Source organism: Pseudomonas sp. MC6 (assembly GCF_054790575.1).
This window is the reverse complement of sequence record NZ_CP186504.1, coordinates 2,920,024-2,946,208: the sequence shown is the minus strand read 5'-3', so window position 1 is coordinate 2,946,208 and position 26,185 is coordinate 2,920,024. Positions and strand designations below refer to the sequence as shown.

Here is a 26,185-nt window from a genome sequence, read left to right as displayed (position 1 = left end):
CATGACCTGGGTCAATGCTTTCCAACGCTGATTCTGCGGCCTTTCCATGCGCCGCGTAAGGACAAAATCGGCCTCGGACAAAATGTCGCAGCGGACGAAAAAAGCGAGGGGTTCAGGTCGCTTGTAACGGGGTGTGTTCAAACGCTCGGTTCGGGTGACGGATGGCAAATGGCACGACAGCCGGTATCTACCGGCGTTTGCGGCCACATCAGTCAGCCGGTTCGCGGAACACAGCAGTCAGCGTTGACCTGGAACCGGCACAAGCCAGTCCGCATCGAGCAAGCGTAGACCCGAATCCGGGGAACCGAAAGGAGAGGGTGTGAAGGGGTGCGACAATGCGTCGCAAAGGGGCTGGATGCTGCCGCACCGAGAATGGTGCGGCAGATGTGTACGCAATACTTACTTTTTCTTGTCTTCAGTAATCAGTTTTTCTGTATTCAATCCGTGCGACAGGCTGTACACATAAGCGGCCAGCAATTGCACTTTATCGTTACCCAGCAGTTCGTTCTGCGCCGGCATATGGCCCTGACGACCGTGGCGAATGGTCTGCTCGAGTTGAGTCAGGCTGGTGCCATAGATAAACCCGGCCGGGTGCGTCAGATTCGGCGCGCCCATGGCTTCAGTGCCGTGACCGGTTGCCCCATGACAGGCCACGCAAGTGGTGCTAAATGCCTGCTGCCCCGCTTGCAGATCAGCCTTGCTGTCGGCGGGCAGCGGCAGGCCGGCGAGTTCGTGACGCACATAGGCGGCCACGTTCTTCACCCCGGCTTCGCCCAAAACTTCGCCCCAGGCCGGCATCGCCGCCATCCGGCCACCCATGATGGTGGTTTTGATGGTGTCGGCGTCGCCGCCCCAGCGCCAGTCGCTGTCGGCAAGGTTAGGGAAACCGAACGCGCCTTTGGCATCGGAACCGTGGCACACCGAGCAATTGGAAGCGAACAAGCGGCCACCCATTTTCAGCGCCTGCGGGTCCTTCGCCACTTCTTCCAGCGGCATGGCGGCGAACTTGGCGAAGATCGGGCCGAACCTGGCGTCAGCCTTGTTCATCTCCTTTTCCCACTCGTGCACGCCGGTCCAGCCATCCTCGTAACCCGGCAGGATGCCTTTCCAGTTGCCCAGGCCCGGATAAAGGATCAAATAGCCCACGGAAAACACCAGGGTGCCGGCGAACAGCATGAACCACCACTGCGGCAGCGGGTTGTCGTACTCCTCGATGCCGTCGAAGCTGTGGCCCATGGTCTGGTCGACGCTGCCCTTGGTTTCGCCCCGGCGGGTGCCGATCAGCAGCCACGTCAGGCCGATCAGGCTGCCGATGGTTAGTACGCAGATCCACGTACTCCAGAAGGTGGTCATGGCCGGGTACTCCTTGGTTCAGGTGCTTGGGTTGTTTCAAATGCTGGGGTAGTTTCGGGTTGTGGCTCGTCGGCGAACGGCAGCAGACGTGCTTCAGCGAACTCTGGGGTGCGCTTGCGGTTGAACACCCACAAGGTCAAGCCGACGAACGCTACAAACACGACAACGGTGCCTAAACCACGGATCAGCCCTGCGCTCATATCAAAGACCATCGTGCTCACCTCTTGCTCTTGATCGCAGTGCCGAGCACTTGCAGGTAAGAAACGAGGGCGTCCATTTCGGTCTTGCCCTTGAGGCTGGCCACCGCGCCGCTGATGTCGTCGTCGGTGTACGGCACGCCGAGGGTGCGCATGGTCTTGAGCTTGGTTTCGGTGTGGCTGCTGTCGACCGCTTGCGTGACCAGCCACGGGTAGGCCGGCATTTTCGATTCCGGTACGACGTTGCGCGGGTTGTACAAGTGCGCGCGGTGCCAGTCATCCGAGTAGCGGGCACCGACCCGGGCCAGATCCGGACCGGTACGTTTCGACCCCCACAGGAACGGGTGATCCCAAACGCTTTCGCCCGCTACCGAGTAGTGCCCGTAGCGTTCGGTTTCGGCGCGGAACGGCCGGATCATCTGCGAGTGGCAACCGACGCAGCCTTCGCGGATATAGATGTCGCGGCCTTCCAGTTGCAGCGCGGTGTAGGGTTTCATGCCTTCCACCGGTTTGTTGGTGACGTCCTGGAAGAACAGCGGGACGATCTGGGTCAGGCCGCCGATGCTCACGGCGAACACCATGAGCAACATCAACAGGCCGACGTTCTTTTCAATCGTTTCGTGTTTCATGGCGGACTCCTCAGGCCATCTGCGCGGCAGCGACGACGTCAGCAGGCTGCGAGGCCCGCACGGTGCGCCAGGTGTTGTAAGCCATCAGGAACATGCCGCTGAGGAAGATCGCCCCACCAATCAGCCGCACGACGAAGCCAGGGTGGCTGGCCACCAGGGTTTCGACGAAGGAGTAGGTCAGCGTGCCGTCCTCGTTGACTGCGCGCCACATCAGGCCCTGAGCGATACCGTTGACCCACATCGACGCGATGTAGAGCACGGTGCCGATGGTCGCGAGCCAGAAGTGCGCGTTGATCAGGCCGACGCTGTGCATCTGTGCTTTGCCGAAGATTTTCGGGATCATGTGGTACAGCGCGCCGATGGAAATCATCGCCACCCAACCGAGGGCGCCGGCGTGTACGTGGCCGATGGTCCAGTCGGTGTAGTGGGAGAGGGCGTTGACGGTTTTGATCGCCATCATCGGACCTTCGAAAGTCGACATGCCGTAGAACGCCAGCGAGACCACAAGGAAGCGCAGGATCGGGTCGCTGCGCAACTTATGCCAGGCGCCCGAGAGGGTCATCATGCCGTTGATCATGCCGCCCCAGCTCGGCGCCAGCAGAATCAGCGACATCACCATCCCCAGCGACTGCGCCCAGTCCGGCAGCGCGGTGTAGTGCAAGTGGTGCGGGCCGGCCCAGATGTACAAGGTGATCAGCGCCCAGAAGTGCACGATCGACAGGCGATACGAGTACACCGGACGTTCTGCCTGTTTCGGCACGAAGTAGTACATCATCCCGAGGAAACCGGCGGTGAGGAAAAAGCCTACGGCATTGTGGCCGTACCACCATTGCACCATCGCGTCGGTTGCACCGGCGTACACCGAGTACGACTTGGTGAAACTCACCGGCAACTCAAGGTTATTGACGATGTGCAGAATCGCCACGGTGATGATGAACGCGCCGAAGAACCAGTTGCCCACATAAATGTGCTTGGTTTTGCGCTGCATGATCGTGCCGAAGAATACGATGGCGTAGGCGACCCAGACGATGGTGATCAGGATGTCGATCGGCCATTCCAGCTCGGCGTATTCCTTGGAACTGGTGTAACCCAGTGGCAGGCTGATGGCTGCCAATAGAATTACAAGCTGCCAGCCCCAGAAGCAGAACGCGGCGATTTTTGGTACAAACAACTGGGTCTGGCAGGTGCGTTGCACCGAGTAGAACGAACTGGCGAACAGCGCACAGCCACCGAACGCGAAGATCACCGCGTTGGTGTGCAGCGGGCGCAGACGGCCGAAACTGGTCCAGGGCAAATTGAAGTTGAGTTCGGGCCAGACCAATTGGGCCGCGAGAAAAACCCCGAGCCCCATGCCGACGATGCCCCACACCACCGTCATAATGGCGAATTGGCGGACCACCTTGTAGTTGTAGGCGGTACTGATAGAAGTGTTCATGGTTCCCCATCCACGGTTCAGCCGAAGTGAGCGCGCGCAAAAGACGCGGCGAATCCTTCGTCTGGAGTTATAGGCAGACTAAAAGCGAGGCAAGCATGGACAAACAGCACAAGGCCAGTATTGACGGGGATCAATGGGCGCAGTGCGTGCTCGATCATGGATGGCTTTGGAACGCCGCCAGTGGTGAGGCTTCAGCGACGTTGATCCTGGCCCACGGTGCTGGTGCGCCGATGGACAGTGACTGGATGAACGATATGGCTGGGCGCCTTGCCGGGCTTGGGGTGAATGTGTTGCGGTTTGAGTTTCCGTATATGGCGCAGCGGCGGGTGGATGGGGTGAAGCGGCCGCCGAATCCTGCGGGGAAATTGCAGGAGTGTTGGCGTGAGGTGTATGCCGAGGTGCGGCGTCATGTCGCTGGGGTTTTGGCCGTTGGCGGGAAGTCTATGGGTGGGCGGATGGCGAGTCTGCTTGCTGATGAGTTGGGGGCTGACGCGTTGGTGTGTCTGGGGTATCCGTTTTATGCGGTGGGGAAGCCGGAGAAACCGCGGGTTGAGCATTTGGCTTCTTTGCAGACTCGGACGTTGATTGTGCAGGGGGAGCGGGATGCGTTGGGCAATCGTGAGGCTGTCGAGGCTTACACTTTGTCACCGAGTATTGAGGTGGCGTGGCTAGTGACCGGGGATCATGACCTCAAGCCATTAAAGGTTTCCGGGTTTACCCATGAACAGCATTTGGCTGCCGCTGCGCAGAAAGTATCCGAATTTCTCAAGGGTTAACCGAGATCCCGAACCGCATAAAGATCGGCTCCCTTTCCCCCTCGCCCCCTTGGGGGAGAGGGCTGGGGTGAGGGGGTAGATCTTGAACGCGACACATTTTTCAATCTGAGTACATATCCGTTGCTGCGGTAACGGCCGCTCAGGGTTCCGCCCTTACGGCGGGTCACTTTTTACAAACGCCTAAAAAGTAACCAAAAACGCTTGCTCCTACGTCCGGCCCGCTCGCTAAGGCTCGGGGTCCCTTCGCTGCGGGATCGATCCGGGCGCAGCGTCTCCGGTTTGCTTCGCTGCACCTCCTCTCGCTGTGTTTGGCTGCGCCAAACGGTCGCTGCGCTCCCACGCCAGGATCAATCCCTCCACTCAGCCTTCCGACGTCGCCCGTGGATCAAGATCAAGAGCAGGCGAGCTGACACTCGGCCTATTGAGTGGTTAAGGGCCAAGCGGTGTTCGGCTATTAATTTGTGTTGTGACTGCCCCTCACCCCAGCCCTCTCCCGAGGGAGAGGGAGCCGATTTGTGAGCTTTTCAAAGCCTGAGTTCAACGCGCTATTGCACGTCGGCGTACCTCTCCCAAACACCGCGATCAGTCCCCTCTCCCTCTGGGAGAGGGCTAGGGTGAGGGGCTTTTGATCTGTTTCAGAATCTGAACTCGACTCGGTATTTCACGTCGGCGTACCTTGCCCAAACGCCTCGGTCAGTCACCTCTCTCTGGGAAGGAGAAGAGCCGATTTGTGTGCTTTTCAGTGCTTGAGTTCAACGCGGTATTGCACGTCTGTATACCTTGCCCAAACACCTCGGTTCAGTCCCCTCTCCCTCTGGGAGAGGGTCAGGGTGAGGGGCGATTTCGCTGACACGATAAAAAACTGGAAGCGCTCTCTGTCCAGCATTTCCTGTGCGTAAACATGATTCCGTGAGCGCGTTTAAAGTACACGAACCGTTACGCCATCGGGCCTACAACACCTTGCGCCGTTACCTACGCGTACGCCAGAATCCGCCGGCTTACGCGGCTATAGGCCGGGCTATATCGTTTGCCTGTCACTGCAAATCAGTGATCGGGTTTGGTAGCCCGCTTTAAATTGTCGTTGTTGCGACACCGTCGATGCTGTCTCCTTTTTTGAGATATGGCTTTGTATGGTGGGCATGCGTGGGGCTCCTCTGTGAGCGCCGGGTTACCCAATTTGACCGGTCTACCAACCCGCGCATGGCCGCCACCCGCCGTTTGGTAGCGAGGGTGATGGCTCCCGTTTTTTCAAATTGGAGCTTTATCTATGTTCAAAATCACACCAAACCCACCAGTCACCGACCCAGTCCCCCACGACCCCTCACTTGATCCGCAAAAGGTCAAAGAAGCGACTGATCGCGCCCTCGACTACTACCTCAGACCCGAAGCCCTGGGGGCTCCACCAAGCTCGCCAAAATTTCGCCCCGTCTATCTCGTCGACCCCACGCTGGATGACGAAACCCTGCTGGTCGAGGCTAGCGAGTCGCTTTCATACGCCCATGCCATGGCCGGTAACATCGCCAACTCAATCGGCGGCCCGGAGCGCAAACCGCTGCTGGCGCTGCAACAGGTGATCATGCTCAACGAACTGTTGGTCAATCGACTGCTGGATAAGCTGAAGTTGCCTCAGTAGTTTCGCTGGCTGTTATGGCTTCATCGCGAGCAAGCTCGCTCCCAAATTGAATCTGCGGTGATCACTGATTGAGTGCCCGACAACGATCCCCTGTAGGAGTGAGCCTGCTCGCGATGGCGGCCTGCCAAGCACCATCGATTTCAAACAGGCAATAAAAAACCGGAAGCTTTCGCCGTCCGGGCTTTCAGAATTAAAAGATCGCAGCCTGCGGCAGCTCCTACACAATGGCTTTTTAGGAGCTGTGGCAGGCTGCGATTTTTTTGATTTACTTTGTAATGGGTAGCCTGCCAGTGATCACAAATTTATCGAGCACTTTCTGCCCATCACGGGCGGCTTGTCGAACATCAAGGAATGTCAGTTCATCACGAACTTTCTGTTTTGCGGGTTTTCGAGCAGGGGTTGTATTCATGCTTGCCGGTCTGCGTGATTGAGTAGCGACCGGCAAACGATAGAACCTGGCCTCAACGAGCACCAGTCGGCGCATTCTGGGCTCGTTGTAGGCAGTGTCTGCATTGCTTGAGTGAGATCTTCGCCGGCAGAGAAGGCCTCTTCGCGAGCAAGCTCGCTCCCACAGGAGATTGTCGTCGGACACAGAACTGTGGTTCCGAGCAGTTCCAATGTGGGAGCGAGCTTGCTCGCGAAAGCGGTCTGCCAAGCACCATCATTTTCAGACAAGCAACAAAAAACCCGGAAGCTCGCGCCCTCCGGGTTTTTTTAGTTACCGCCAGTTCAATCAGCGGTTAAACCGCTCCACCAACGAGTACTGCGTATTCGCCGTCTTCGTCAGTTCTTCACTCAGCAACGCCGAGTTATGCGCCTGCTCGGAAGTCTGATCCGCCAACTCCGAAATATTGCTGATGTTGCGGCTGATCTCCTCAGCCACCGCACTTTGCTCTTCGGTCGCGGCTGCAATCTGCGTGGTCATGTCGGTGATGTTGGCCACCGCTTCACTGATCCCGACCAGCGCCTGATCCGCTTCCAGCACCCGCGCTACACCCTCTTCAGCCTGACGATGCCCGGCTTCCATGGTTTGCACAGCACTCGAAGCTGTCTGTTGCAGCTTGGCGATCAGAGCGTGAATCTGCCCGGTCGATTCGCTGGTGCGTTGCGCCAGTTGGCGTACTTCGTCAGCCACCACGGCAAAACCACGGCCCATTTCACCGGCACGCGCGGCTTCGATCGCAGCGTTCAGAGCGAGCAAGTTGGTCTGGTCGGCGATGCCTTTGATCACATCAACCACGCCGCCGATTTCGTCGCTGTCCTTGGCCAGTTGGGTCACGGTCAGACCGGTTTCCCCAACAACTACGGATAGACGCTGAATGGCTTCGCGGGTTTCCCCGGCGATGTCACGACCACGACCGGTCAGGCGATTGGCTTCCTGAGTCGCGTCAGCGGTGCGCTGCACGTGGCTCGCCACTTCCTGAGTGGTCGCGGCCATCTGGTTGACGGCGGTGGCGACTTGTTCAGTTTCCACGCGTTGACGTTCCAGGCCGGTCGAGCTGCTGTGTGCCAGTCGGTCGGATTGCTTGGCCTGATCGGTCAGGTGTTCGGCTGTGTCCTGCAAACGGGTCAGGCAGGTTTTCAGGCGTGCTTCCTGGCTTAGGATCGACATTTCCAGACGCGCCTGCGCGCCACGGCTGTCGGTGTACATCTGCGCGATCAACGGGTCGGAGGTGGTCTGCTCGGCCAGGCGCAGCAGGCGTTTGAGCCCGCGTTGCTGCCATTGCAGGCCCATCAGGCCCAGCGGCACCGACAAACCGGCAGCCAGAGCAAAGCCCCACTGCGAGTTCAGTGTCGCGCCGATCACGAAGCTCAGTTGGCTGACCAGAATGAACGGCAGCCAGTCTTGCAACACCGGCAGCCATTTATCGCTGGAAGGGATCGCCGACTTGCCCTGGTTGATGCGTTGGTAGAGCGCTTCGGCACGGCGGATCTGTTCGGCGGTGGGTTTGATCCGCACCGACTCGTAACCGACCACCTGATTGCCGTCGAACACCGGTGTTACATAGGCGTTAACCCAGTAATGGTCACCGGTCTTGCAGCGATTCTTGACAATGCCCATCCATGGCAAGCCTTGTTTCAGTGTGCCCCACATGTGCGAAAACACCGCAGCCGGGACGTCGGGGTGACGAACCAGGTTGTGCGGCGCACGGATCAGTTCCTCACGCGAAAACCCGCTGATCTCGACGAATGCGTCGTTGCAGTAGGTGATCACGCCCTTGGCGTCGGTTGTGGAAATCAACCGCTGCTGAGCCGGGAAAGTCCGTTCGCGTTGTGTAATGGGCTGGTTATTACGCATGGTTTTTCAATCCGCAAGGCTTTGAAAGGTTGTCGGCGGTGCCAGCTTTTTATTGAAATTTTTTTTCAATAATCAGCACAGCGTCGCAAAACGGCGCTTGCTTCAGCCGGCGAGCATCGGATAAGTGAACAAGCCGAAATGCAGCAGGTTCAGGCCGAAATGCGTGGCGATCGCCGCGCCGAGTCCGCCAAAACGGTAGGCCAGACCATAACCGACGCCCGCCAGCCCTGCCAGCAACACCCAGGTCCAGCCCGCGCCGGCATGCACCAGACCAAACAGCAGCGAGGCCAGCAGCAGGGCGAGGTTGTCCCCGTACGGCAAGTGTTTGAAGCGCTGGCTGAGGCCGCCCTGTATATAGCCGCGAAACAGCGCTTCCTCGACCAAGGTCACTAGCAGCAGGTTGTTCAGCACCCACAGCCAGGCCTGATCCGGCCATTTCGGTGCCCAGGCAATCACGCCCAGCAACAGCGCGCCGCCGAGGGCCAGAACCGTGCTTAGCGTCAGGGCGAGGGCGGTGGCGTACACGCTCAGGCGTAACGAACGTCGCCCGACAATCCACGGGCACACCAGCAGCAGCCAGAAGCCAATGAGCGGTTTATCCAGATTCAGGTACATCGAGAATGGCACGGCGTTGTCGGTGAAGCGCTGCGGATCAATGGCGCGACCGTTGGCGAAGCCCGGCAGCCAGTGCAACGCCAGCGCCAAAGCCAGCACGATAAATAGGCCATGGCCGAGAAAACGTGCGACCGGAACCTGTTGCTGGCGAACGGCAAAACCGGCGAACACCAGCAGCCCCACGGAAATCAAAGCGAGCCAGCCGAGGTGGCCGTAGCTCAGCGCCCATCCATAACCGAGGCTGAGAAGCGCCAGATAGAGCCATGGCAAAGCCTTCATCGAAAGTCCCTGTGCAGAATGTGTGGAGGGGCTTTCTACACGGGTGGGGGCGTGGGGACAAGTGAAGGTGTGGCGGTGATCGGGGACAACCAAAATATCCTTGGTAACCCGATCAACTGTAGGAGTGAGCCTGCTCGCGATTGCGGTGTGTCATTCAACGCAGATGTTGGCGGACCCACCGCAATCGCGAGCAGGCTCACTCCTACAGGGTTTTGTATTTGGCTGACGAATCAGTGCAGATTGAGTTTCGCGGCAGCACGCTCGGTGATTTCCGTGCGCAACTTCAGTGATGGCGCCGCACGCAAACGTGCCTCATCGACAATCGCACCCGGCGCAGTCTCCGGGCTGCCCGCGTTGAACGGCGGCGCTGGGGCATATTCCAATTGCAACTGAATCAGTTGCGCCGTGTCGGCCCCCACCAACTCTTCAGCCAACACCAAGGCAAAATCGATCCCCGCTGTAATTCCGCCACCCGTAAACAGATTGCCGTCACGCACCACCCGATCCTTCACCGCAATCGCCCCCAATGTCGGCAGCAAATCGTGATACGCCCAATGCGTGGTCGCGCGTTTGCCTTGCAGCAGGCCTGCTGCGCCGAGGACCAGCGAGCCGGTGCACACTGAGGTCACATATTTCGCCTGAAGGGCCTGGCGTTTGATGAAGTCCAGCGTCTGCGCGTCTTCCATCAACGGCCCGACACCGCCGCCGCCGGGAATGCAGATCACATCCAGACACGGGCAATCCTCGAACGTGATGGTCGGTTTCAATAGCAGACCGGTGCTGGCGGTCACCGGCATCAGATCCTTCCAGATCAGATGCACCTGCACGCCCGGCAACGAGGCGAGCACGTCGTACGGCCCGGTCAGGTCGAGTTGCTGAACCTGTGGAAACAACAGAAAACCGATCTGCAGCGTCATCGTTCTTGCTCCATGAAAAAGGGGTGGACGGCTTCACTGTAGGCGCGTAGGTTCTGGCGCATACGCCAATAACCCCACGAATTACGCCAAATGCCCAAAGCCATCCACGTACTCGCGTTTGCCAACATGCAGATCCTCGATGTCACCGGGCCGTTGCAGGTGTTCGCCTCGGCCAACGACATCGCCCGTCAGCGCGGCTTGCCGATGCCTTATGCACCGAGTGTGATTGCCAGCGGCGGCGGGGCGGTGATGTCATCGGCGGGTTTGGCGGTGTTGGCTGAGCCGTTGCCCGAAGCGCCCAGCGACACGTTGATCATTGCCGGTGGCTGGGGCATTTATCCCGCCGCCGAAGATGTGCCGCTGGTGGATTGGGTGCGCCAACATGCCGGCAAATGTCGACGCGTGGCCTCCGTGTGTACAGGGGCATTTCTGTTGGCCGCCAGTGGCTGGCTTGATGGCCGCAGAGTGGTCACCCACTGGACCCGCTGCGAACAACTGGCGCAGCAGCACCCGAAACTGCAAGTCGAAGCCAATCCGATTTTCATCAATGACGGCCCGGTGTGGACCTCGGCAGGTGTCACTGCCGGCATCGATCTGGCGCTGGCGATGGTGGAAGAGGACTTGGGCAGCGACATCGCATTGGACGTCGCCCGGCATCTTGTGGTGTTTCTCAAACGTCCGGGCGGACAGTCGCAGTTCAGCGTGACCCTGTCGTTGCAGAATCAGGGCAATCGTTTTGATGAGTTGCACGCGTGGATCGCCGAAAACCTCACCTGCGATCTCGGCATCCCGACGCTGGCCGAGCAGGCTGGCATGAGCGAACGCAGTTTCGTCCGCCATTACCGCGCCGACACCGGCCAGACCCCGGCGCGGGCGATTGAACTGATCCGCGTCGAAACCGCCCGGCGATTGCTCAGTGACACAGGTTTGCCGGTCAAACGCATCGCCGCCAATTGCGGGTTTGGCAGTGAAGAGACATTGCGACGAAGTTTCCTGCGGGCTATCGGCGTGACGCCTCAGGCGTATCGGGAGCGGTTTTCGGTTAGCGCTGCAGCAGAACTGGTGATGCCTTGAGCATTTCCGGTGGGGCTTTCTCCGGTTCAGATAGACTGCGCAGCTTATTCTGCCAACCGACTTCAAGGACGATGCATGTCACTCAAATCGCTGCTTGCTCTGCTGGTATTCGTCGGGATGCTGGCCGGTTGCGCTTCGCCGCCCCCGTCACTGCCGGATACCCCGCAACGCCGTGAACTGATGGAGCGCATGTTTGCCAAGTCGACGATCATGCTGTCATTCAAGGAACTCGAAGCACGAGCTGCCGCCGAGCCGGGCGAACGAAAGCGCCAAGTCTCTGCAGATGAGGCAGTGGCCAGCCATAAGAAACAAATGAATGTCGACCTGCCAGCCGCGTACTGGCAGCAGCGCCGCGCAAACCTCGCGCAACTGATCGATGCCAGAGCCAAGGGCGAAGCCATCGGCCTGACGGCTTATAAAGAAAAGTACTTCGAGCAGTTGTCCGAGGCTCCGACGCCCATGCTAGCGGCTCTGGCCGATGCACCGCGAATGGACGCGCTGCCAGAGTTTGCGCTGGTGCTGCCCAATGATCATCAACTCAGTTACTTCTACTTGATGACCGTCGCGGATGAGACGTTCTGGGAAATTGAGCAGTTTTACCAGCACATGGCCGATCTGGATGCCCAGTACGGCGTATGCGCGCTGTACCCGGATTGCTACCGCCCGGACTTCCGCACGGCTAAGCCTCGGCTTCCGCCACCTGATTGAAATACTTCGTCCGATCCGGCGTAAACGTCACACGCATCTTCGTCCGCGAGCAGGTCAGCGAACGCTCTTCACTCAAATCGATATCCAGATCCTCGCCGCGCAAGCCTTGCCATTGCGCCAGATACTTCAGCGAGCCATATTTTTCGTTTTTCTTCAGGCTACGGCTCACGCCACCCTTCCAGCCGAGCACTGGCAGTTCGCCGGCGAGACATTTTTGCGCGAGGTCGGGGAAGCGGGTGGCGCGTTGGCGGCCGATTTCCCAGCATTTGATCAGGCCTTTGTCCGCGGCTTCCCAGAGTTGGGTGCGGGTCAGGCCGCTGCGAAGAGGCGTGTCGATGGTGCGCTGGACGTGCTGGGACATTCTGGTTCCTTGAATTCGGGTTTTATTGGACAGCTCCGCTGTGCCCGTTGCGGTGGATGGTAGGGGCGGATGTAACGGCTGGCAACAAGGTATTTCGGGGTGTAAGTGCAAGTTACGAGGGTGGCTTTACGTGGCGTTTGTGAGTTTTTTGCAGGCATTGATTTACACAAAGTGTCGCCGCAGGTAACCGGTGCAGGGGGCAGCGCCGAAATTCGGCGCTGGGTGATGTGTGTGGCGTGTAGTCCGGCTTCCCACAAAAGGCGTTTAAAGTACGATTTATCTGACAGACGCTGACGAAGAACGGGACGACCTCAAGGCTGCCACTCACTCTTTTCCCCGCTCAAGCGTCGATCCAGAAAGCTCGCCGCACTGATCAACGCCAGATGTGTCAACGCCTGTGGCGTATTGCCAAGGTGCCGGCCATGGCTGTCGAATTCTTCGGCATACAACCCGAGCGGGTTGGCATAGCGCAGCAATTGCTCAAACTCCAGATGTGCTTTTTCAACCTGCCCCGCGCGAGCCAGGCATTCGACATACCAGAACGAGCACGCAGCAAAAGCGCCTTCGGTGCCGGCCAGGCCATCGATATTGCTGTCGTCGTTGCGATAGCGATACACCATGCCGTCGCGCACCAGATGTTTTTCAATCGCCTCAAGCGTCGACAGCCAGCGCGGATCCTTGGCGCTGACGAAGCGCACCAACGGCATCAGCAGCATCGAGCCGTCCAGCGCCGTGCCACCCTTGTACTGAACGAAATGCCCGCGCTTTTCATCCCAGAAGTTGTCCCAGATATCCGCGTAGATCGCCTGCCGGGTCTGATCCCATTGCGCGAATGGCGCCGGCAGCGAGCGTTTCGAGGCCAAACGAATAGCCCGGTCCAGCGCTACCCAGCACATCAAACGCGAGTGCAGAAAGTGGTGCTGCTCACCGCGCATCTCCCAAATGCCAACGTCTTTGGTCTGCCACGTCTCACAGACTTGATCGACGACTTCGCGCACGTGTTTCCAGCCCTCGTGGGAAATTGCATCGCCGTATTTGTTGACCAGATACACCGCGTCCATCAGCTCGCCGAAGATATCCAGTTGAATCTGATCGTAAGCGCCGTTGCCGATGCGCACCGGTTGCGCGCCGCCGTGACCGGACAGGTGCGAAAGCTCGGTTTCCGGCAATTCCTGTCGTCCGTCGATGGCGTACAGAATGTTCAACTTCATCGGCTTGCCGCAGCAATCGCTGACCCGTCCGCGCAGCCAGCCCATATAGGCGTTGGCTTCGCCGACAAAGCCCAGGCGCATGAGCGCGTACACCGTGAATGACGCGTCGCGGATCCACGTGTAGCGATAATCCCAGTTGCGTTCGCCGCCGGGCGTTTCCGGAAGACCGAAAGTGGCGGCAGCGAGAATGGCTCCGTGTTTGCGCGACGTCAGCAGTTTCAACGCAAGGGCCGAGCGGTTGACCATTTCGCGCCAGCGTCCGCGGTAAATCGACTGTCCGATCCAGTCGCGCCAGAACTTCAGCGTGCGTTCCATGCACAAGTGTCCGGCGCCTTCGGCGAATCGAGGATCATCGGTGGCACCGAGCATGAACGCCGCCGTTTCATCTTGCTTGAGCGTGAATTGCGCCACCGCTGCTTGCGCATCGATCCGCAGCGGCTGGTCCGAAGCCAGGCGCAGTGATGGTTGGCCAGCAGCGCTGAACGTCACGTCTTGTTGATCCATCTCTGCTCGGGTGTCGGCTCGGGCGTAATCGTGGCGCACGGCGCAGCGCATCGTGAAAGTCGCCGAGCCACTTACTACGCGAACCCGCCGCATTAACAGCGGCAGGGCATCGTCACTGTCTCCGATAGGCAACAGGTCGGTGATTTCTACCACCGCACGCTCACTCAGCCAGCGGGTTTGCAGCACATTGGTGTCGGGCAGGTAAATCTGCTCGCGGCGCGCATCGGGCAAGTCCGGCGCCAACTGAAAAATCCCCGCGTCGGGGCTGTCCAGCAACGAACAGAAAATCGACGGGCTGTCGAACTCCGGCCAGCAGAAGAAATCCACGCTACCGCGATCATTGATCAGCGCTGCACTGCGCATGTCACCGATGATGCCGTGGGCATCGATCGGACTTTGTCGTTCCAGGTGATGCTCAGCCATTGCCGCGAAACTCCGGATAGAGGCTCATGCCGCCGTCGATGAACAGGGTGGTGCCGACGATGTAATCGGAGGCATCCGAGGCGAGAAAGACCACGGCGTTGGCGATGTCTTCCGCGTCGCCGATACGGCCGTAGGGGATCAGCTCCAGCAGCTTGTCGCCGGCAGCGCCTTCGGTCGCGTCTTTGTTGATTGCCGTGCGAATCGCCCCCGGCGCGATGCCGTTAATGCGAATGCGTTGATGGCTGACTTCCTGCGCGAGGGTCTGCATCAATTGATCGACGCCACCCTTGGACGCGGCGTAATTGACGTGCCCGGCCCAGGGAATGCGCTGGTGCACCGAACTTATGTGGATGATCTTGCCGGCCGCGCGCGACACGCCTTCGCGAATGCCCTGGCGATTGAAGATGCGCAGGGCGGCGCGAGCGCAGAGGAACTGCCCGGTGAGGTTGACGCTGATCACTGCGTTCCAGTCTTCGAGGGTCATGTCCACGGCGGCGGCGTCTTTTTGCATCCCGGAATTGGCGATCAGAATATCCAGCGAGCCGAAGGCGTCGAGGGTTTCGGCGAACAGTCGTTCAACGTCTTCTTCCTTCGAGACGTCGGCGCCGATGGCCAGCGCCTGGCCGCCGTCGGCAATGATCTGCCGGGCCAGTGCTTCGGCCGGTTCTGCCTGGCGGTTGTAGTTGATGACCACCGCCGCGCCGGCAGCGGCGAGGGCTTTGGCGGCAGCGTGGCCGATGCCGGAGCTGGCGCCGGTGATCAGGGCTGTTTGTCCGGCGAGGGAAATGTGCATGCAAAGTCGCACCTTGGGTCAGTGGGCTTATTTAGCTGACTGACGTGCGGCGGCGAGAGTTCATCTCGCGATCATGAAAAGATCGACAGCTTCAGACCCGATAGCGCCCACTTGTGCGATGCCATTCGACATTGCCGGCCAGCCAGCTCTTGATTCCGCACAGGTAACGTTTGAGCGGCGCTGATGCGTTCGGCAGTACGGACTGTTCTGCGGCTTCGTACAAATGCATGATTTCTTCGTGAATGGCGGCACTTTGCGCCATGGCTTGTTCGGGCGAGCATTGCTGTTCACGGGTCAACAGCAAAGGCAGGTTGAAATCACCGATCCCGGCCTGCTGTTCTTTCAGCGCCGAAAAAAGATCATTGGCAATGATCGTCGCGCTGGCGGCCAGAGCCGTGACGCGTCGCACATCCGGTGCGCTATACACATTCGCGGGGAGTTCGTAGCCCCCGATGATGTCGATCAACGACAGGCACGGCAGGAAACTGTTGACCTGACGGTGGGCCAGATATTCCCAAAGCGCGGGCGTGAGACCTTCGGTGCGCCAGGCCGCTTCGGCGCTCATGGTCACGAACATGGCGATGATTTCATGGCGTACGCGTGCGACCTGTGCCGGTGTTGCGAGGGCCTCCACCCGCGCCAGATAGCCGCGCAGAGCGACCAATACCGGATCGCTGCTCAATGCCTGCTCAAGACCGGGCCGGAACCGTTCGCTCAAGTACACCGGTTCCAGCGCCGCCAGCGCCACGGACAGGCGCGGGCCGACCATTTTCGGTTCAGATCCCGTTCTCTCATCATCACAGTAGTAATCATCGACAGCGAAGAGGGCGGCAAAACATTGCGCCGCCAGCAACAGCCGAGCCGGATCATCGGTGTCGGTATGACACAGCATGGCGAAGCGGCCGAAGCCCATGGCGCGCACTTTTGCATGGTGTCCTGGAAAAATTCCGACCTGCTCAATCCACGGCATGAGGCGATCATCCACTTCTGCCGCCAGAGAGAGGTCGACTCTAAAGGGCGCAAGTCCATAAAGCTGCGGGACGGTCCAGGGCGATTTCATCGACGATTCCTTCGCGGTTGAGCGCAGGGTCATCAGAGCCCTATTGGCCAAAAAAGGCACCTGTCAGACCTGACAGGTCTGTGCGTTTTGCGACGGATGGTCAACGTCGATCCAGCATCCAACGGAGATTTCCATCGGTCTGGTCAGTTGACACCGGCAGGCTCGCCGGGGCGGCTGAGTCATCTGTTTATCAAAAGGCCCTTGGACTTCACTCCTTCACATTCCACCAACAATTGCGCGCTTCCCCGCCACCCGACCCTATGGCAACTTGGCGGCCCTTGATGAGGCTGCAGTCCATGGCAAACCCTTACCGCGAATTATTCAACGCCCCCGGTGCACGAAATTTTGTGCTGGCCGGGATGATCGCGCGCATGCCGATCTCCATGACCGGTATCGGTGTGATCACCATGCTCTCGCAGTTGAAGGGCGGCTATGCGTTGGCCGGTGCGGTGGCGGCGATGTTTGCCTTGGCCACCGCGTTTTGCGCGCCACAGGTGTCGCGTCTGGTTGACCGTTATGGCCAGCGAAAAATTCTCCCGGTATCGGCGTTGATCGGCGGCGGAGCGCTGCTGATGCTGCTGCTCTGCACCCGCTTGCAGGCACCGACCTGGACGCTGTTCATCTTCGCCGCGCTGGCCGGTTGCATGCCGAGCATGTCGGCGATGGTGCGGGCGCGCTGGACGGAAATCTATCGCGGTCAGCCGCAATTGCAGACGGCTTATGCGCTGGAGTCGGTGCTTGATGAAGTCTGCTTTATCGTCGGTCCGCCGCTGTCGGTGGGGTTATGCGTGGCAGTGTTCCCCGAGGCCGGACCGTTGGCGGCGCTATTGGCGCTGGCGATCGGCGTGACGGCGTTCGTTGCCCAGCGCAGCACCGAGCCGCCGGTGCACCCGCATGCGTGCGAACATCACGCCTCGATCATTGGTTCGACCGACGTTCAATTACTGCTGGCGCTGATGATCGCCATGGGCGTTATTGTCGGCGTGATTGATGTAGTCAGCGTTGCGTTTGCCCAACAGCAAGGGCAGCCGGCGGCCGCGAGCATCGTGCTGTCGGTGTACGCGATCGGTTCGTGCCTGGCCGGCATCGCCTTCGGTGCGATGCGCTCGAAATTGCCATTGCCGCAGTTGTTCCTGTACGGCGGGGTGGCGACGGCGGTGACGACATTGCCGCTGTTGCTGGCGAGCAATATTTTCGGCTTGTCGCTGGCCGTATTCGTTGCCGGGCTGTTCTTCTCGCCGACGCTGATTGTGGCGATGGCGTTGATTGAACGCATTGTGCCAGCGGCCAAACTCACCGAAGGGTTGACCTGGCTGGTTACCGGTTTGAGTATCGGCGTGGCCGTCGGGGCTGCCGGCTCCGGTTGGCTGGTGGACGCTTTCGGTGCGCGCAGCGGTTTCTGGCTGGCGATTGCAGCAGGGGCGGTGGTGCTTGGCTCCGCGATACAGAGCTACCGCCATCTCAAGTAGGAGCTGCGGCACGCTGCGATCTTTTGATCTTGATCGTTAAAGTCAAAAGATCGCAGCCTCGTTTCACTCGACAGCTCCTACAAAGTGGAGGTGGCAACTGTTTACCAGCCCCGTCCCGAATTCACCCAGAAATTCACCGACAGTGATGTCGACACCGACTCCACCTGATGGAACCAGCCCTCCGGCAAAAACAGCAGATCCCCAGCCTCCAGCGTTACGCGCAGGAAGGTCACGTCCCGAGCGGCGGGGAAGCGCTTGTAATCCGGCGCATCGGGGTTGAAATCACAACCATCCAGCCCGCCCTTCGGCGCCGTCGACCAAGTGCCCAGCGCCTCGCGGTGATGCGGCGCGGCGAGGGTGAATTTCTTCTGTCCCCAGACTTGCGCGAACAGGTTGTCGGTGTCATCGCGATGCAGCGGCGTCAGCGTGCCTTTGGGACCGATCCAGATACGCGGCGGAATGAATAACGAGGCGTCGAAGTAGGCCGGGTATTTGATCTGTTGCATCAACTGCGCTGGCAGAATGTTGTTGCCCATATACGCTGGCGGCTCGCCATCCGCACCCTTGACCGCCGGTTGGTCCAGCGAGGCGATAAAGTCGGCCATCGACGTCGAGCGGAAATCACGTTCGGTGGAGAAGGTTTTCTTCACGTAATCGCCATGGCGGGTGATGCCTTGCAGCTCGGCGAAATGCACCAGCGATTCTTCGCGGCTGAGCTTGAACAGTGGCCAGTCGTGCAGCGCATTGCTGATCACCACCGGAATGCCATTGGGCAGGTAACGGCTGTTGAATTCGGCGACCGACAGATCACTGCGGGCAAGGCGTTCGATGCTGCTTTGGGTCGGCAGGCTGGCGGTGAGTTTTTCACTGAAGCGCGGCGGGGTTGGGTAGCGCTTGTTCATGTCGACTTTTTCCGCCACGGCGCCACCGTGCATCGCATGCTCGATGATTTGCGGCAGCATCGTTGCCAGGCCCATGTTGCCGCCGATTTTCAGGCGCCCGCTGGCGAACAGCTCCTCAACGTTGGCCATGCCGCTCATGATCCCGAGGAAATCGCGCTCGGCGACTTCAATGGTCACGTCCGGGCTGGCGTGAAGTCCTGGCTCGGTGCGGCTGCTGGCCTTGACCTCTGACCAGAAAGCCAGGTGCGGGCCAAAGACGAATTGGAAAACGCCTTCGATGCCGACGGCACCGGCATTGGCGAACAGCTTGCCCAGAATGCTCTGCAGGTCCACGGTGAATCCTCGTTATTGGTTTTGGCCTGAACAGTTAACGAGCGCCTGTGGGGGGAATTTACCGGTCGATGACTAATTTAACCGCCACGGGATCCGTTTCTCTCTACAGATGAATTTTCCGAGGAAAGCGTGGTGACCAAGCTGACCCTGCTGTGCCTGCCGTATTCCGGCGCCAGTGCCATGGTCTACAGCCGCTGGCGGCCGAAACTGCCGCAGTGGCTACACTTGCAACCGGTTGAGCTGCCGGGACGTGGCGCACGTTTTGGTGAGCCGCTGCACACTGACATGCGTGGGCTGGCGATGCAGCTGGCCAAGGAATTGCGCCCGACCCTAAAAGCGCCTTATGCGCTGTTCGGCCACAGCCTTGGCGCGTTGCTGGCCTGCGAAATTGCTCATGCCTTGCGTGCGCTGGGTTGTCCGGAGCCGGTGGCGATGTTCGCTTCGGGAACCGCGGCGCCGACGATGCGTGCCGATTATGATCGCGGCTTTGCCGAACCCAAGACCGACGCCGAATTGATCGAACAATTGCGCACGCTCAATGGCACCAGCGAGGAAGTGCTGGCCAACGAAGAATTGATGAGCCTGACCCTGCCGATCCTGCGTGCCGACTTCCAGCTCTGCGGCAAGTTCGAGCCGCTGGCCCGACCGCTGCTCAACTGCCCGGTGCATGTGTTGGGCGGCAAGGCAGATCGCGCCACCACCGAGCAATTGATCGGCTGGAGCAAGGAAACCCGCGGCAGTTTCTCGGTGGACATGTTCGCCGGCGGGCACTTCTTTATTCATGAGCATGAAGCGAAGGTGCTGAAGGTGATCAAGGATCAGCTCGACGTGCATCATCGCCGGCATGCCATGGCCGCCACCGCCTGAACACCGAAAATCCCTGTGGGAGCGAGACTGCTCGCGAATGCGCCCTGTCAGCCAATATAGATGGCGCCTGACACACCGCGTTCGCGAGCAGGCTCGCTCCCACACTGATTTGCACATGTCTCAAACCCTCGCATAGCCCGCCTGACAGTTGTTCTCATTCGCTAATTTTTCCGGTCTGCATTCGTTTTATAGGGATGACGTGCCTTTGTGCTTCCTGCCTACTGATCCGGATGCTGAGAAATGAATGCTGAAGACTCCTTGAAACTTGCTCGCCGGTTTATCGGGTTGCCCCTGGAAAAGCGCCAGATGTTCCTCGCGGCGCTGCAAAAGGAGGGCGTGGATTTCGCCCGGTTTCCGATCCCGGCCGGGATCGAAGCCGAGGATCGCCTGGCGTTGTCCTACGCGCAGCGGCGCATGTGGTTTCTCTGGCAACTCGATCCGCAGAGCGGCGCCTATAACCTGCCGGGCGCGGTGCGCCTGAGCGGCCGCCTCAACCTCGGCGCGCTGGAGCAAGCTTTCGCTAGCCTGGTCGAGCGTCACGAAACTCTGCGCACGGTGTTCCAGCGCCAGGCGGACGACAGCCTGTTGCAGGTGCCGGCCACGGCGCCGCTGATGATCAGGCATCAAGATTTCAGCGCGCTGCCAGCCAGTGAGCGGGAACAGGCCGTGGTGCAGGCCGCCGAACAGCAATCGGTATTGCCGTTCGATCTGGCCGTCGGCCCGCTGCTGCGGGTGACCTTGCTCAAGCTCGCCGAGCAGGAACATGTTCTGCTGCTGACCCTGCACCACATCGTCTCCGATGGCTGGTCGATGAACGTGCTGATCGACGAATTCATTCGTTGCTACGACGCGTTCGATGCCGGTCAGCCGCCACAGCTGAGCACGCTGCCGATCCAGTACAGCGACTATGCCTTGTGGCAGCGCCGCTGGCTGGAGGCGGGCGAGCAGGCGCGGCAACTCGATTACTGGCAAGCACAACTGGGTGACGAACACTCGGTGCTGGAGCTGCCGCTGGATCATGCCCGCCCGGCGATGCCGAGCTATCGCGGCACTCGTTACGAATTCGCCATTGATGGGCAATTGGCCGAGCAACTGCGCAATACCGCGCAGAAGTATCAGGTCACCCTGTTCATGTTGTTGCTCGGTGCCTTCAACGCGCTGCTGCATCGCTACACCGGTCAGACTGACATCCGTGTCGGCGTGCCGATTGCCAACCGCAACCGTGGCGAAATCGAAGGGCTGATCGGCTTCTTCGTCAACACTCAGGTGTTGCGTACTCGACTGGACGGGCAGACGCGAGTCGATGACCTGCTGCGCGGGATCAAGGAAACCGCGCTCGGCGCTCAGGCGCATCAGGATCTGCCATTCGAGCAACTGGTCGAAGCACTGAAACTGGAGCGCAGCCTCAGTCACACGCCGCTGTTCCAGGTGATGTACAACCATCAGCCGCAAGTGGCCGATATCGCCACCCTCAGCACGGCGTCTGGCCTGGTGCTCGACAGCCTCGACTGGCAGAGCCGCACCACCCAATTCGATTTGACCCTGGATACCTACGAGAAGGGCGGCAAGTTGCACGCCGCGCTGACGTACGCCAGCGATTTGTTCGAGCCCGCGACCATTGAGCGCATGGCGCGCCACTGGCTGCGTCTGCTCACCGCCATGGTCGCCGATCCGGCGCAACGCATCGGCGAATTGCCGTTGCTGGAAGCGGATGAACAACACACGCTGGTGCATGACTGGAACAACGTCCACGCGGTCTATCCGACCGAAACACCGATACACCAACTGATCGAAGCGCAAGTTGCGCGTACGCCGAATGCGCCGGCGCTGCTGTTCGGTGAGCAGACCCTGAGCTACGCCGAACTGGATGTCCGCGCCAACCGCCTGGCGCATCTGCTGCGTGAGCAAGGCGTGCGGGCCGACAGTCTGGTCGGTGTGTGCGCCCTGCGTTCGGTGGAAATGGTTATCGCGCTGCTGGCGATTCTCAAGGCTGGCGGTGCTTATGTGCCACTGGATCCGGAGTACCCGCAGGAACGTCTGGCGTACATGATCGAGGACAGCGGCATCACTTTGCTGCTGACTCAGGATGCTTTGCGGGCATCGCTGCCGACTGACGGCGTCAAGGTCATCACACTGGATCAGCCAGGTCTGCTCGACGGCTACAGCGACAGCCGTCCCGAGGTCAGCGTCGATCCGCTGAATCTGGCCTATGTGATTTACACCTCCGGCTCTACCGGTAAACCGAAAGGCGCCGGCAACAGCCACGCCGCGCTGGTCAACCGTTTGTGCTGGATGCAGGAAGCGTACGCGATCGATGCCAGCGATTCGGTGTTGCAGAAAACCCCGTTCAGTTTCGACGTGTCAGTCTGGGAATTCTTCTGGCCGCTGCTGACCGGCGCGCGCCTGGTGGTTGCCGCGCCGGGTGCGCACCGCGATCCGCTGCAGCTGATCGACATCATCAACCGCCACGGCATCAGCACGCTGCACTTTGTGCCGTCGATGTTGCAGGCGTTCATTCACGAGGCGGGCGTTGAAAGCTGCGTGGGCCTCAAGCGCATCGTCTGCAGCGGTGAAGCGCTGCCGCTGGACGCGCAACTGCAAGTCTTCGCCAAACTGCCGAATGCCGGCCTCTACAACCTCTACGGCCCGACCGAAGCGGCCATCGACGTGACCCACTGGACCTGCGTTGACGAAGGCGCCGACAGCGTGCCGATCGGCCGGCCGATCGCCAACCTGCGTACCCACGTCCTCGACGCCGAGTTGCTGCCGGTGCCAAGTGGGGTGGCTGGCGAACTGTATCTGGGCGGTGCCGGTCTCGCGCGCAGTTATCACCAGCGTCCGGCGCTGACCGCCGAGCGTTTTGTGCCGTGCCCGTTCCACGACGGCGCGCGGCTGTACCGCACCGGAGACCGTGTGCGTCAGCGCGCCGACGGCGTGATCGAATACCTCGGTCGTCTCGACCATCAAGTGAAACTGCGCGGTCTGCGCATTGAGCTGGGCGAAATCGAAACCCGCCTGATGCAGCACCCGCTGGTGCGCGAAGCGGTGGTGCTGGTGCAGGGCGGCAAGCACTTGGTGGCCTACCTTGTGCTGGAACAGGCTCAGCCGGACGAACAGTGGCAGCAGGACGTCAAGGCGTGGCTGCTCGGCAGCCTGCCGGAATTCATGGTGCCGACCTACCTGATGACGCTGGCCAAACTGCCGGTCACCGCCAACGGCAAACTCGATCGCAAAGCCTTGCCGCAACCGGATGCGGCGCCACAACAGGCGTTCGTCGCGCCGCAGGATGCGCTGCAAAAAGCTCTGGCGGCGATTTGGGAGGACGTGCTCGGCCTTGAACGCGTCGGCCTCGAAGACAACTTCTTCGAACTGGGCGGCGACTCGATCATCTCGATTCAAGTGGTCAGCCGTGCGCGGCAGGCCGGGATTCGACTCAGCCCGCGCGACCTGTTCCAGTACCAGACTGTGCGCAGCCTCGCGCTGGTTGCCACGCTGGATAATCAGACCTCGGTAGATCAAGGGCCGGTGACCGGCAGCGCCGTACTCGGGCCGATCCAGCAGCACTTCTTCAGCCGCGCGATGCCGCTGCGTGAACACTGGAACCAGTCGCTGCTGCTGACGCCGCGCGACACCCTGAATGCACAGTGGCTTGATGCCGCGCTGGCGCAGGTGATCAATCATCACGACGCCTTGCGCCTGCGCTTTGTCGAAAGCGCCGAAGGCTGGCAGCAAAGCCACGGCCCGCTGGTCGACAGTGCTGAGCTGTGGCTGCGTGACGCCGAGACTGCTGAGCAATTGCAGGCGCTGTGCAACGAAGCCCAGCGCAGCCTTGATCTGCAAAACGGTCCGCTGCTGCGTGCACTGCTGGTGACGCTGGCCGATGGCTCTCAGCGCCTGGCGTTGATTATTCACCACTTGGCGGTGGACGGCGTTTCCTGGCGGGTGTTGCTGGAAGATGTTCAGCAGGCGTACGAGCAATTGGCGGCGGGAGGCGGCATTCAGTTGCCGGCCAAGACCAATGCCTTCCAGACCTGGACCGCGCGCCTCGAAAGCGCCGCTTCACGCTTCGACGAACAACTGGATTACTGGAAAACCCAGCATCAAGGTGCGCAGGATTTGCCGTGCGAACGTCCCGATGGCAGCCTGCAAAACCTGCACGGCGAGAAAATCGAATGGCGCCTTGATGCCGAGCGCACCCGTCAGTTGCTGCAACAGGCACCGGCCGCGTATCGCACGCAGGTCAATGATCTGCTGCTCACCGCATTGGCGCGCACCATCAGCCGCTGGACCCGGCAGCCGGGTACGCTGATTGAACTGGAAGGGCATGGTCGTGAAGACCTGTTCGATGACATCGACCTAACCCGCACCGTGGGCTGGTTCACCAGTCTGTTCGCGGTCAAGCTGACGGCTAGTGACGATCTCGACGGGTCGATCAAGTCGATCAAGGAGCAGCTGCGCGCGGTGCCGGACAAAGGTCTGGGCTACGGCGTGCTGCGTTATCTGGCGGCGCCATCGGTGCGCGCCGAGCTGGCGCAGTTGGCACCGCCACGCATTACCTTCAACTACCTCGGCCAGTTCGACCGTCAGTTCGACGACGCCGCGCTGTTAGTGCCGTCCGCTGAAACCAGCGGCGTCGCCCAGGATCCGGCTGCGCCCTTGGCCAACTGGCTGACCGTAGAAGGTCAGGTGTATGGCGGTGAGTTGTCGATGAGCTGGGGTTTCAGTCGTGAGATGTTCGACAGCGCGACCGTGCAGCATCTGGTCGATCGATACGCGCTGGAACTGCATGCGCTGATCGAGCATTGCTGCACGTTGCAAGCCGCGCAAGCGACGCCGTCGGACTTCCCGCTGGCGCGCGTGACGCAAGCGCAACTGGATGGGTTGCCGGTGCCAGCGGGTCAACTCGACGATGTCTATCCTCTGTCGCCGATGCAGCAAGGCTTGCTGTTCCATACCCTCTACGAACAAGCCGCGGGCGAGTACATCAACCAGTTGCGCGTTGACGTACAAGGTCTCGATCCCGAGCGGTTCCGCGCTGCGTGGCAAGCCACCGTCGATGCGCAGGACATTCTGCGCAGCGGGTTCGTCTGGCAGGGTGAGCTGGCGCAGCCGGTGCAGATCGTCCACAAGCAGGTGCATCTGCCATTCAGCACGCTGGACTGGCGCGACCGCGACGATCAGCCCGCAGCGCTTGCGGCGTTGGCCGATGCCGAGCGTCAGCAAGGTTTCGATCTGAGCAGTGCACCATTGTTGCGACTGCTGCTGGTGCAGACTGGCGCCGAGCAATGGCACCTGATTTACACCCATCACCACATCCTCATGGACGGCTGGAGCAACTCACAGTTGCTCGGCGAAGTCTTGCAGCGCTACAGCGGGCGCACGCCGGCGAATGGCGGCGGGCGTTATCGCGACTACATCGCCTGGCTGCAACGCCAGGATGGTCAACTGAGTCAGGCATTCTGGAGCGGTCAATTGGCCGCGCTGCAAGAGCCGACGCGACTGGCGCGCGCAGCCACCGGCGGCGAGAACCTCAGCGGCCACGGCGATCACTACCTGACCCTGGACGTGCAGCGCACTCAAACACTGGAGGCCTTCGCCCGCCAGCAAAAAGTCACCGTCAACACCTTGGTGCAAGCGGCGTGGCTGCTGTTGCTGCAACGCTATACCGGTCACGAAGCCGTGGCGTTCGGTGCGACCGTGGCCGGGCGTCCGGCGGATCTGCCGGGCATCGAGCAACAGGTGGGTCTGTTCATCAACACCTTGCCGGTGATTGGCGCGCCGCGTCCGGATCAAAGCGTTGGCAGCTGGTTGCAAGCCGTTCAGGCGCAAAACCTGAGCCTGCGCGACTTCGAACACACGCCACTGGCGGACATCCAGCGTTGGGCCGGGCAGGGCGGTGAAGCACTGTTCGACAATATTCTGGTGTTCGAAAACTACCCGATTGCCCAGGCGCTGAGTCAGGCCGGACAAGGACTGACATTCGGCGAGGTCGGTAACCTCGAACAGACGCACTATGCACTGAGCGTGGCGGTCACGCTTGGCCAGCAACTGGCGTTGCACTACAGCTTTGATCGCGGCCAGTTTGACAGCGATGTCGTCGCCGGCATCAGTGCACACCTGCTGCAATTGTTGGAACAGTTCGCCCTGTCGGCCGAGCGCAATCTCGGTGAAATCGCTCTGGCAGATGCTCAAGAGCAGGCACGCCAGCAAGCCGAAAACCACCCGCAGCCGTACCCGGTGGACATCGGCGTGCATCAGCGCATTGCCGCATTGGCCGCTGAAAATCCGCAACGCACAGCGGTGATTTTCAATGATCAGCATTTCAGCTACGGCGAAATCGACCAGCG

General features: G+C 60.3%; 20 protein-coding genes (1 of these 20 cut by a window edge). 7 read left to right on the top strand and 13 right to left on the bottom strand.

Annotation, left to right across the window (positions count from 1 at the left end; genetic code table 11):
• Positions 1-399 precede the first annotated feature (399 nt).
• Genes ccoP through ccoN form a run of 4 tightly spaced genes read right to left on the bottom strand, consistent with a single transcriptional unit; the run spans position 400 to position 3,614 of the window.
• Positions 400-1,353: a cytochrome-c oxidase, cbb3-type subunit III gene (ccoP, locus tag ACOYXE_RS13115; RefSeq protein WP_160057093.1), complete on the bottom strand. Its 954-nt coding sequence runs from the start codon at positions 1,351-1,353 to the stop codon at positions 400-402.
• Entirely contained in the window at positions 1,350-1,565 is a 216-nt protein-coding gene (locus ACOYXE_RS13110) for a cbb3-type cytochrome oxidase subunit 3 (RefSeq protein WP_160060066.1), read from the bottom strand. Before ACOYXE_RS13110 ends, ccoP begins: the two co-directional genes overlap by 4 nt.
• 5 nt (positions 1,566-1,570) lie before the next feature.
• Positions 1,571-2,179, bottom strand: a complete 609-nt coding sequence (gene ccoO, locus ACOYXE_RS13105; protein WP_003223389.1) for a cytochrome-c oxidase, cbb3-type subunit II — start codon at positions 2,177-2,179, stop codon at positions 1,571-1,573.
• A 10-nt stretch (positions 2,180-2,189) separates the two neighbouring features.
• Positions 2,190-3,614 carry a cytochrome-c oxidase, cbb3-type subunit I gene (gene ccoN / locus ACOYXE_RS13100; RefSeq protein WP_460929561.1) on the bottom strand — a complete coding sequence of 475 codons (1,425 nt, stop codon included), beginning with the start codon at positions 3,612-3,614 and terminating at the stop codon, positions 2,190-2,192.
• A gap of 95 nt (positions 3,615-3,709) precedes the next feature.
• Here ccoN and ACOYXE_RS13095 point away from each other — a divergent pair, with 95 nt between their 5' ends.
• A complete protein-coding gene (locus ACOYXE_RS13095; protein WP_460929559.1) occupies positions 3,710-4,390 on the top strand; it encodes an alpha/beta family hydrolase in 681 nt (226 codons plus the stop codon).
• Between the two features lie 1,267 nt (positions 4,391-5,657).
• On the top strand, positions 5,658-6,023 hold the full coding sequence (locus tag ACOYXE_RS13090; RefSeq protein ID WP_016983499.1) for a DUF6124 family protein: 366 nt from the start codon (positions 5,658-5,660) through the stop codon (positions 6,021-6,023).
• 265 nt (positions 6,024-6,288) lie between these two features.
• On the opposite strand, the gene ACOYXE_RS13085 is transcribed toward ACOYXE_RS13090, so the two are convergent.
• The 4 genes from ACOYXE_RS13085 to inhA all read right to left on the bottom strand — a co-directional run bounded on the left by ACOYXE_RS13085 (position 6,289) and on the right by inhA (position 10,133).
• Positions 6,289-6,507: a hypothetical protein gene (locus ACOYXE_RS13085; protein WP_460929556.1), complete on the bottom strand. Its 219-nt coding sequence runs from the start codon at positions 6,505-6,507 to the stop codon at positions 6,289-6,291.
• A 249-nt stretch (positions 6,508-6,756) separates the two neighbouring features.
• Positions 6,757-8,322: a methyl-accepting chemotaxis protein gene (locus ACOYXE_RS13080; protein ID WP_007917140.1), complete on the bottom strand. Its 1,566-nt coding sequence runs from the start codon at positions 8,320-8,322 to the stop codon at positions 6,757-6,759.
• A 102-nt stretch (positions 8,323-8,424) separates the two neighbouring features.
• Positions 8,425-9,216 (bottom strand): CPBP family intramembrane glutamic endopeptidase, encoded by a 792-nt coding sequence (locus ACOYXE_RS13075; protein WP_160057097.1) that lies wholly within the window; start codon positions 9,214-9,216, stop codon positions 8,425-8,427.
• A 230-nt stretch (positions 9,217-9,446) separates the two neighbouring features.
• A complete protein-coding gene (gene inhA / locus ACOYXE_RS13070; RefSeq protein ID WP_405122008.1) occupies positions 9,447-10,133 on the bottom strand; it encodes an isonitrile hydratase in 687 nt (228 codons plus the stop codon).
• A gap of 90 nt (positions 10,134-10,223) precedes the next feature.
• Here inhA and ACOYXE_RS13065 point away from each other — a divergent pair, with 90 nt between their 5' ends.
• Both ACOYXE_RS13065 and ACOYXE_RS13060 read left to right on the top strand, forming a co-directional pair.
• The gene (locus ACOYXE_RS13065; RefSeq protein ID WP_160057099.1) at positions 10,224-11,207 is read left to right on the top strand and encodes a GlxA family transcriptional regulator; all 984 of its coding nucleotides are present in this window, start codon (positions 10,224-10,226) and stop codon (positions 11,205-11,207) included.
• A gap of 75 nt (positions 11,208-11,282) precedes the next feature.
• Positions 11,283-11,915, top strand: a complete 633-nt coding sequence (locus tag ACOYXE_RS13060) for a hypothetical protein (protein WP_160057100.1) — start codon at positions 11,283-11,285, stop codon at positions 11,913-11,915.
• On the opposite strand, the gene ACOYXE_RS13055 is transcribed toward ACOYXE_RS13060, so the two are convergent.
• From ACOYXE_RS13055 to ACOYXE_RS13040, 4 genes are all read right to left on the bottom strand, one after another.
• Positions 11,887-12,276: a hypothetical protein gene (locus ACOYXE_RS13055; RefSeq protein ID WP_460929552.1), complete on the bottom strand. Its 390-nt coding sequence runs from the start codon at positions 12,274-12,276 to the stop codon at positions 11,887-11,889. The genes ACOYXE_RS13060 and ACOYXE_RS13055 overlap by 29 nt on opposite strands.
• 311 nt (positions 12,277-12,587) lie before the next feature.
• Positions 12,588-14,414: a glycoside hydrolase family 15 protein gene (locus ACOYXE_RS13050; RefSeq protein WP_460929550.1), complete on the bottom strand. Its 1,827-nt coding sequence runs from the start codon at positions 14,412-14,414 to the stop codon at positions 12,588-12,590.
• Entirely contained in the window at positions 14,407-15,207 is an 801-nt protein-coding gene (locus ACOYXE_RS13045; protein WP_460929548.1) for a glucose 1-dehydrogenase, read from the bottom strand. The genes ACOYXE_RS13050 and ACOYXE_RS13045 overlap by 8 nt, the downstream gene beginning before the upstream one ends.
• 91 nt (positions 15,208-15,298) lie before the next feature.
• Positions 15,299-16,300, bottom strand: coding sequence for a family 2 encapsulin nanocompartment cargo protein terpene cyclase (locus ACOYXE_RS13040; RefSeq protein WP_405122003.1), 1,002 nt, complete (start codon positions 16,298-16,300; stop codon positions 15,299-15,301).
• Between the two features lie 263 nt (positions 16,301-16,563).
• Here ACOYXE_RS13040 and ACOYXE_RS13035 point away from each other — a divergent pair, with 263 nt between their 5' ends.
• Positions 16,564-17,736: an MFS transporter gene (locus tag ACOYXE_RS13035; protein ID WP_460929546.1), complete on the top strand. Its 1,173-nt coding sequence runs from the start codon at positions 16,564-16,566 to the stop codon at positions 17,734-17,736.
• A 101-nt stretch (positions 17,737-17,837) separates the two neighbouring features.
• Here the strand turns inward: ACOYXE_RS13035 and ACOYXE_RS13030 are convergent, their stop codons facing one another.
• Positions 17,838-18,971: a cupin-like domain-containing protein gene (locus tag ACOYXE_RS13030; protein WP_405122001.1), complete on the bottom strand. Its 1,134-nt coding sequence runs from the start codon at positions 18,969-18,971 to the stop codon at positions 17,838-17,840.
• A gap of 129 nt (positions 18,972-19,100) precedes the next feature.
• On the opposite strand from ACOYXE_RS13030, the gene ACOYXE_RS13025 reads away from it, so the two are divergent.
• Positions 19,101-19,838, top strand: a complete 738-nt coding sequence (locus ACOYXE_RS13025; RefSeq protein ID WP_160057107.1) for a thioesterase II family protein — start codon at positions 19,101-19,103, stop codon at positions 19,836-19,838.
• Positions 19,839-20,078: 240 nt separating this feature from the next.
• Positions 20,079-26,185, top strand: partial view of a non-ribosomal peptide synthetase gene (locus ACOYXE_RS13020; protein ID WP_460929543.1) — the start only. It continues 6,214 nt past the right edge of the window; the window shows 6,107 of its 12,321 coding nt (coding positions 1-6,107); it begins with the start codon at positions 20,079-20,081; its stop codon lies off the right edge, out of view.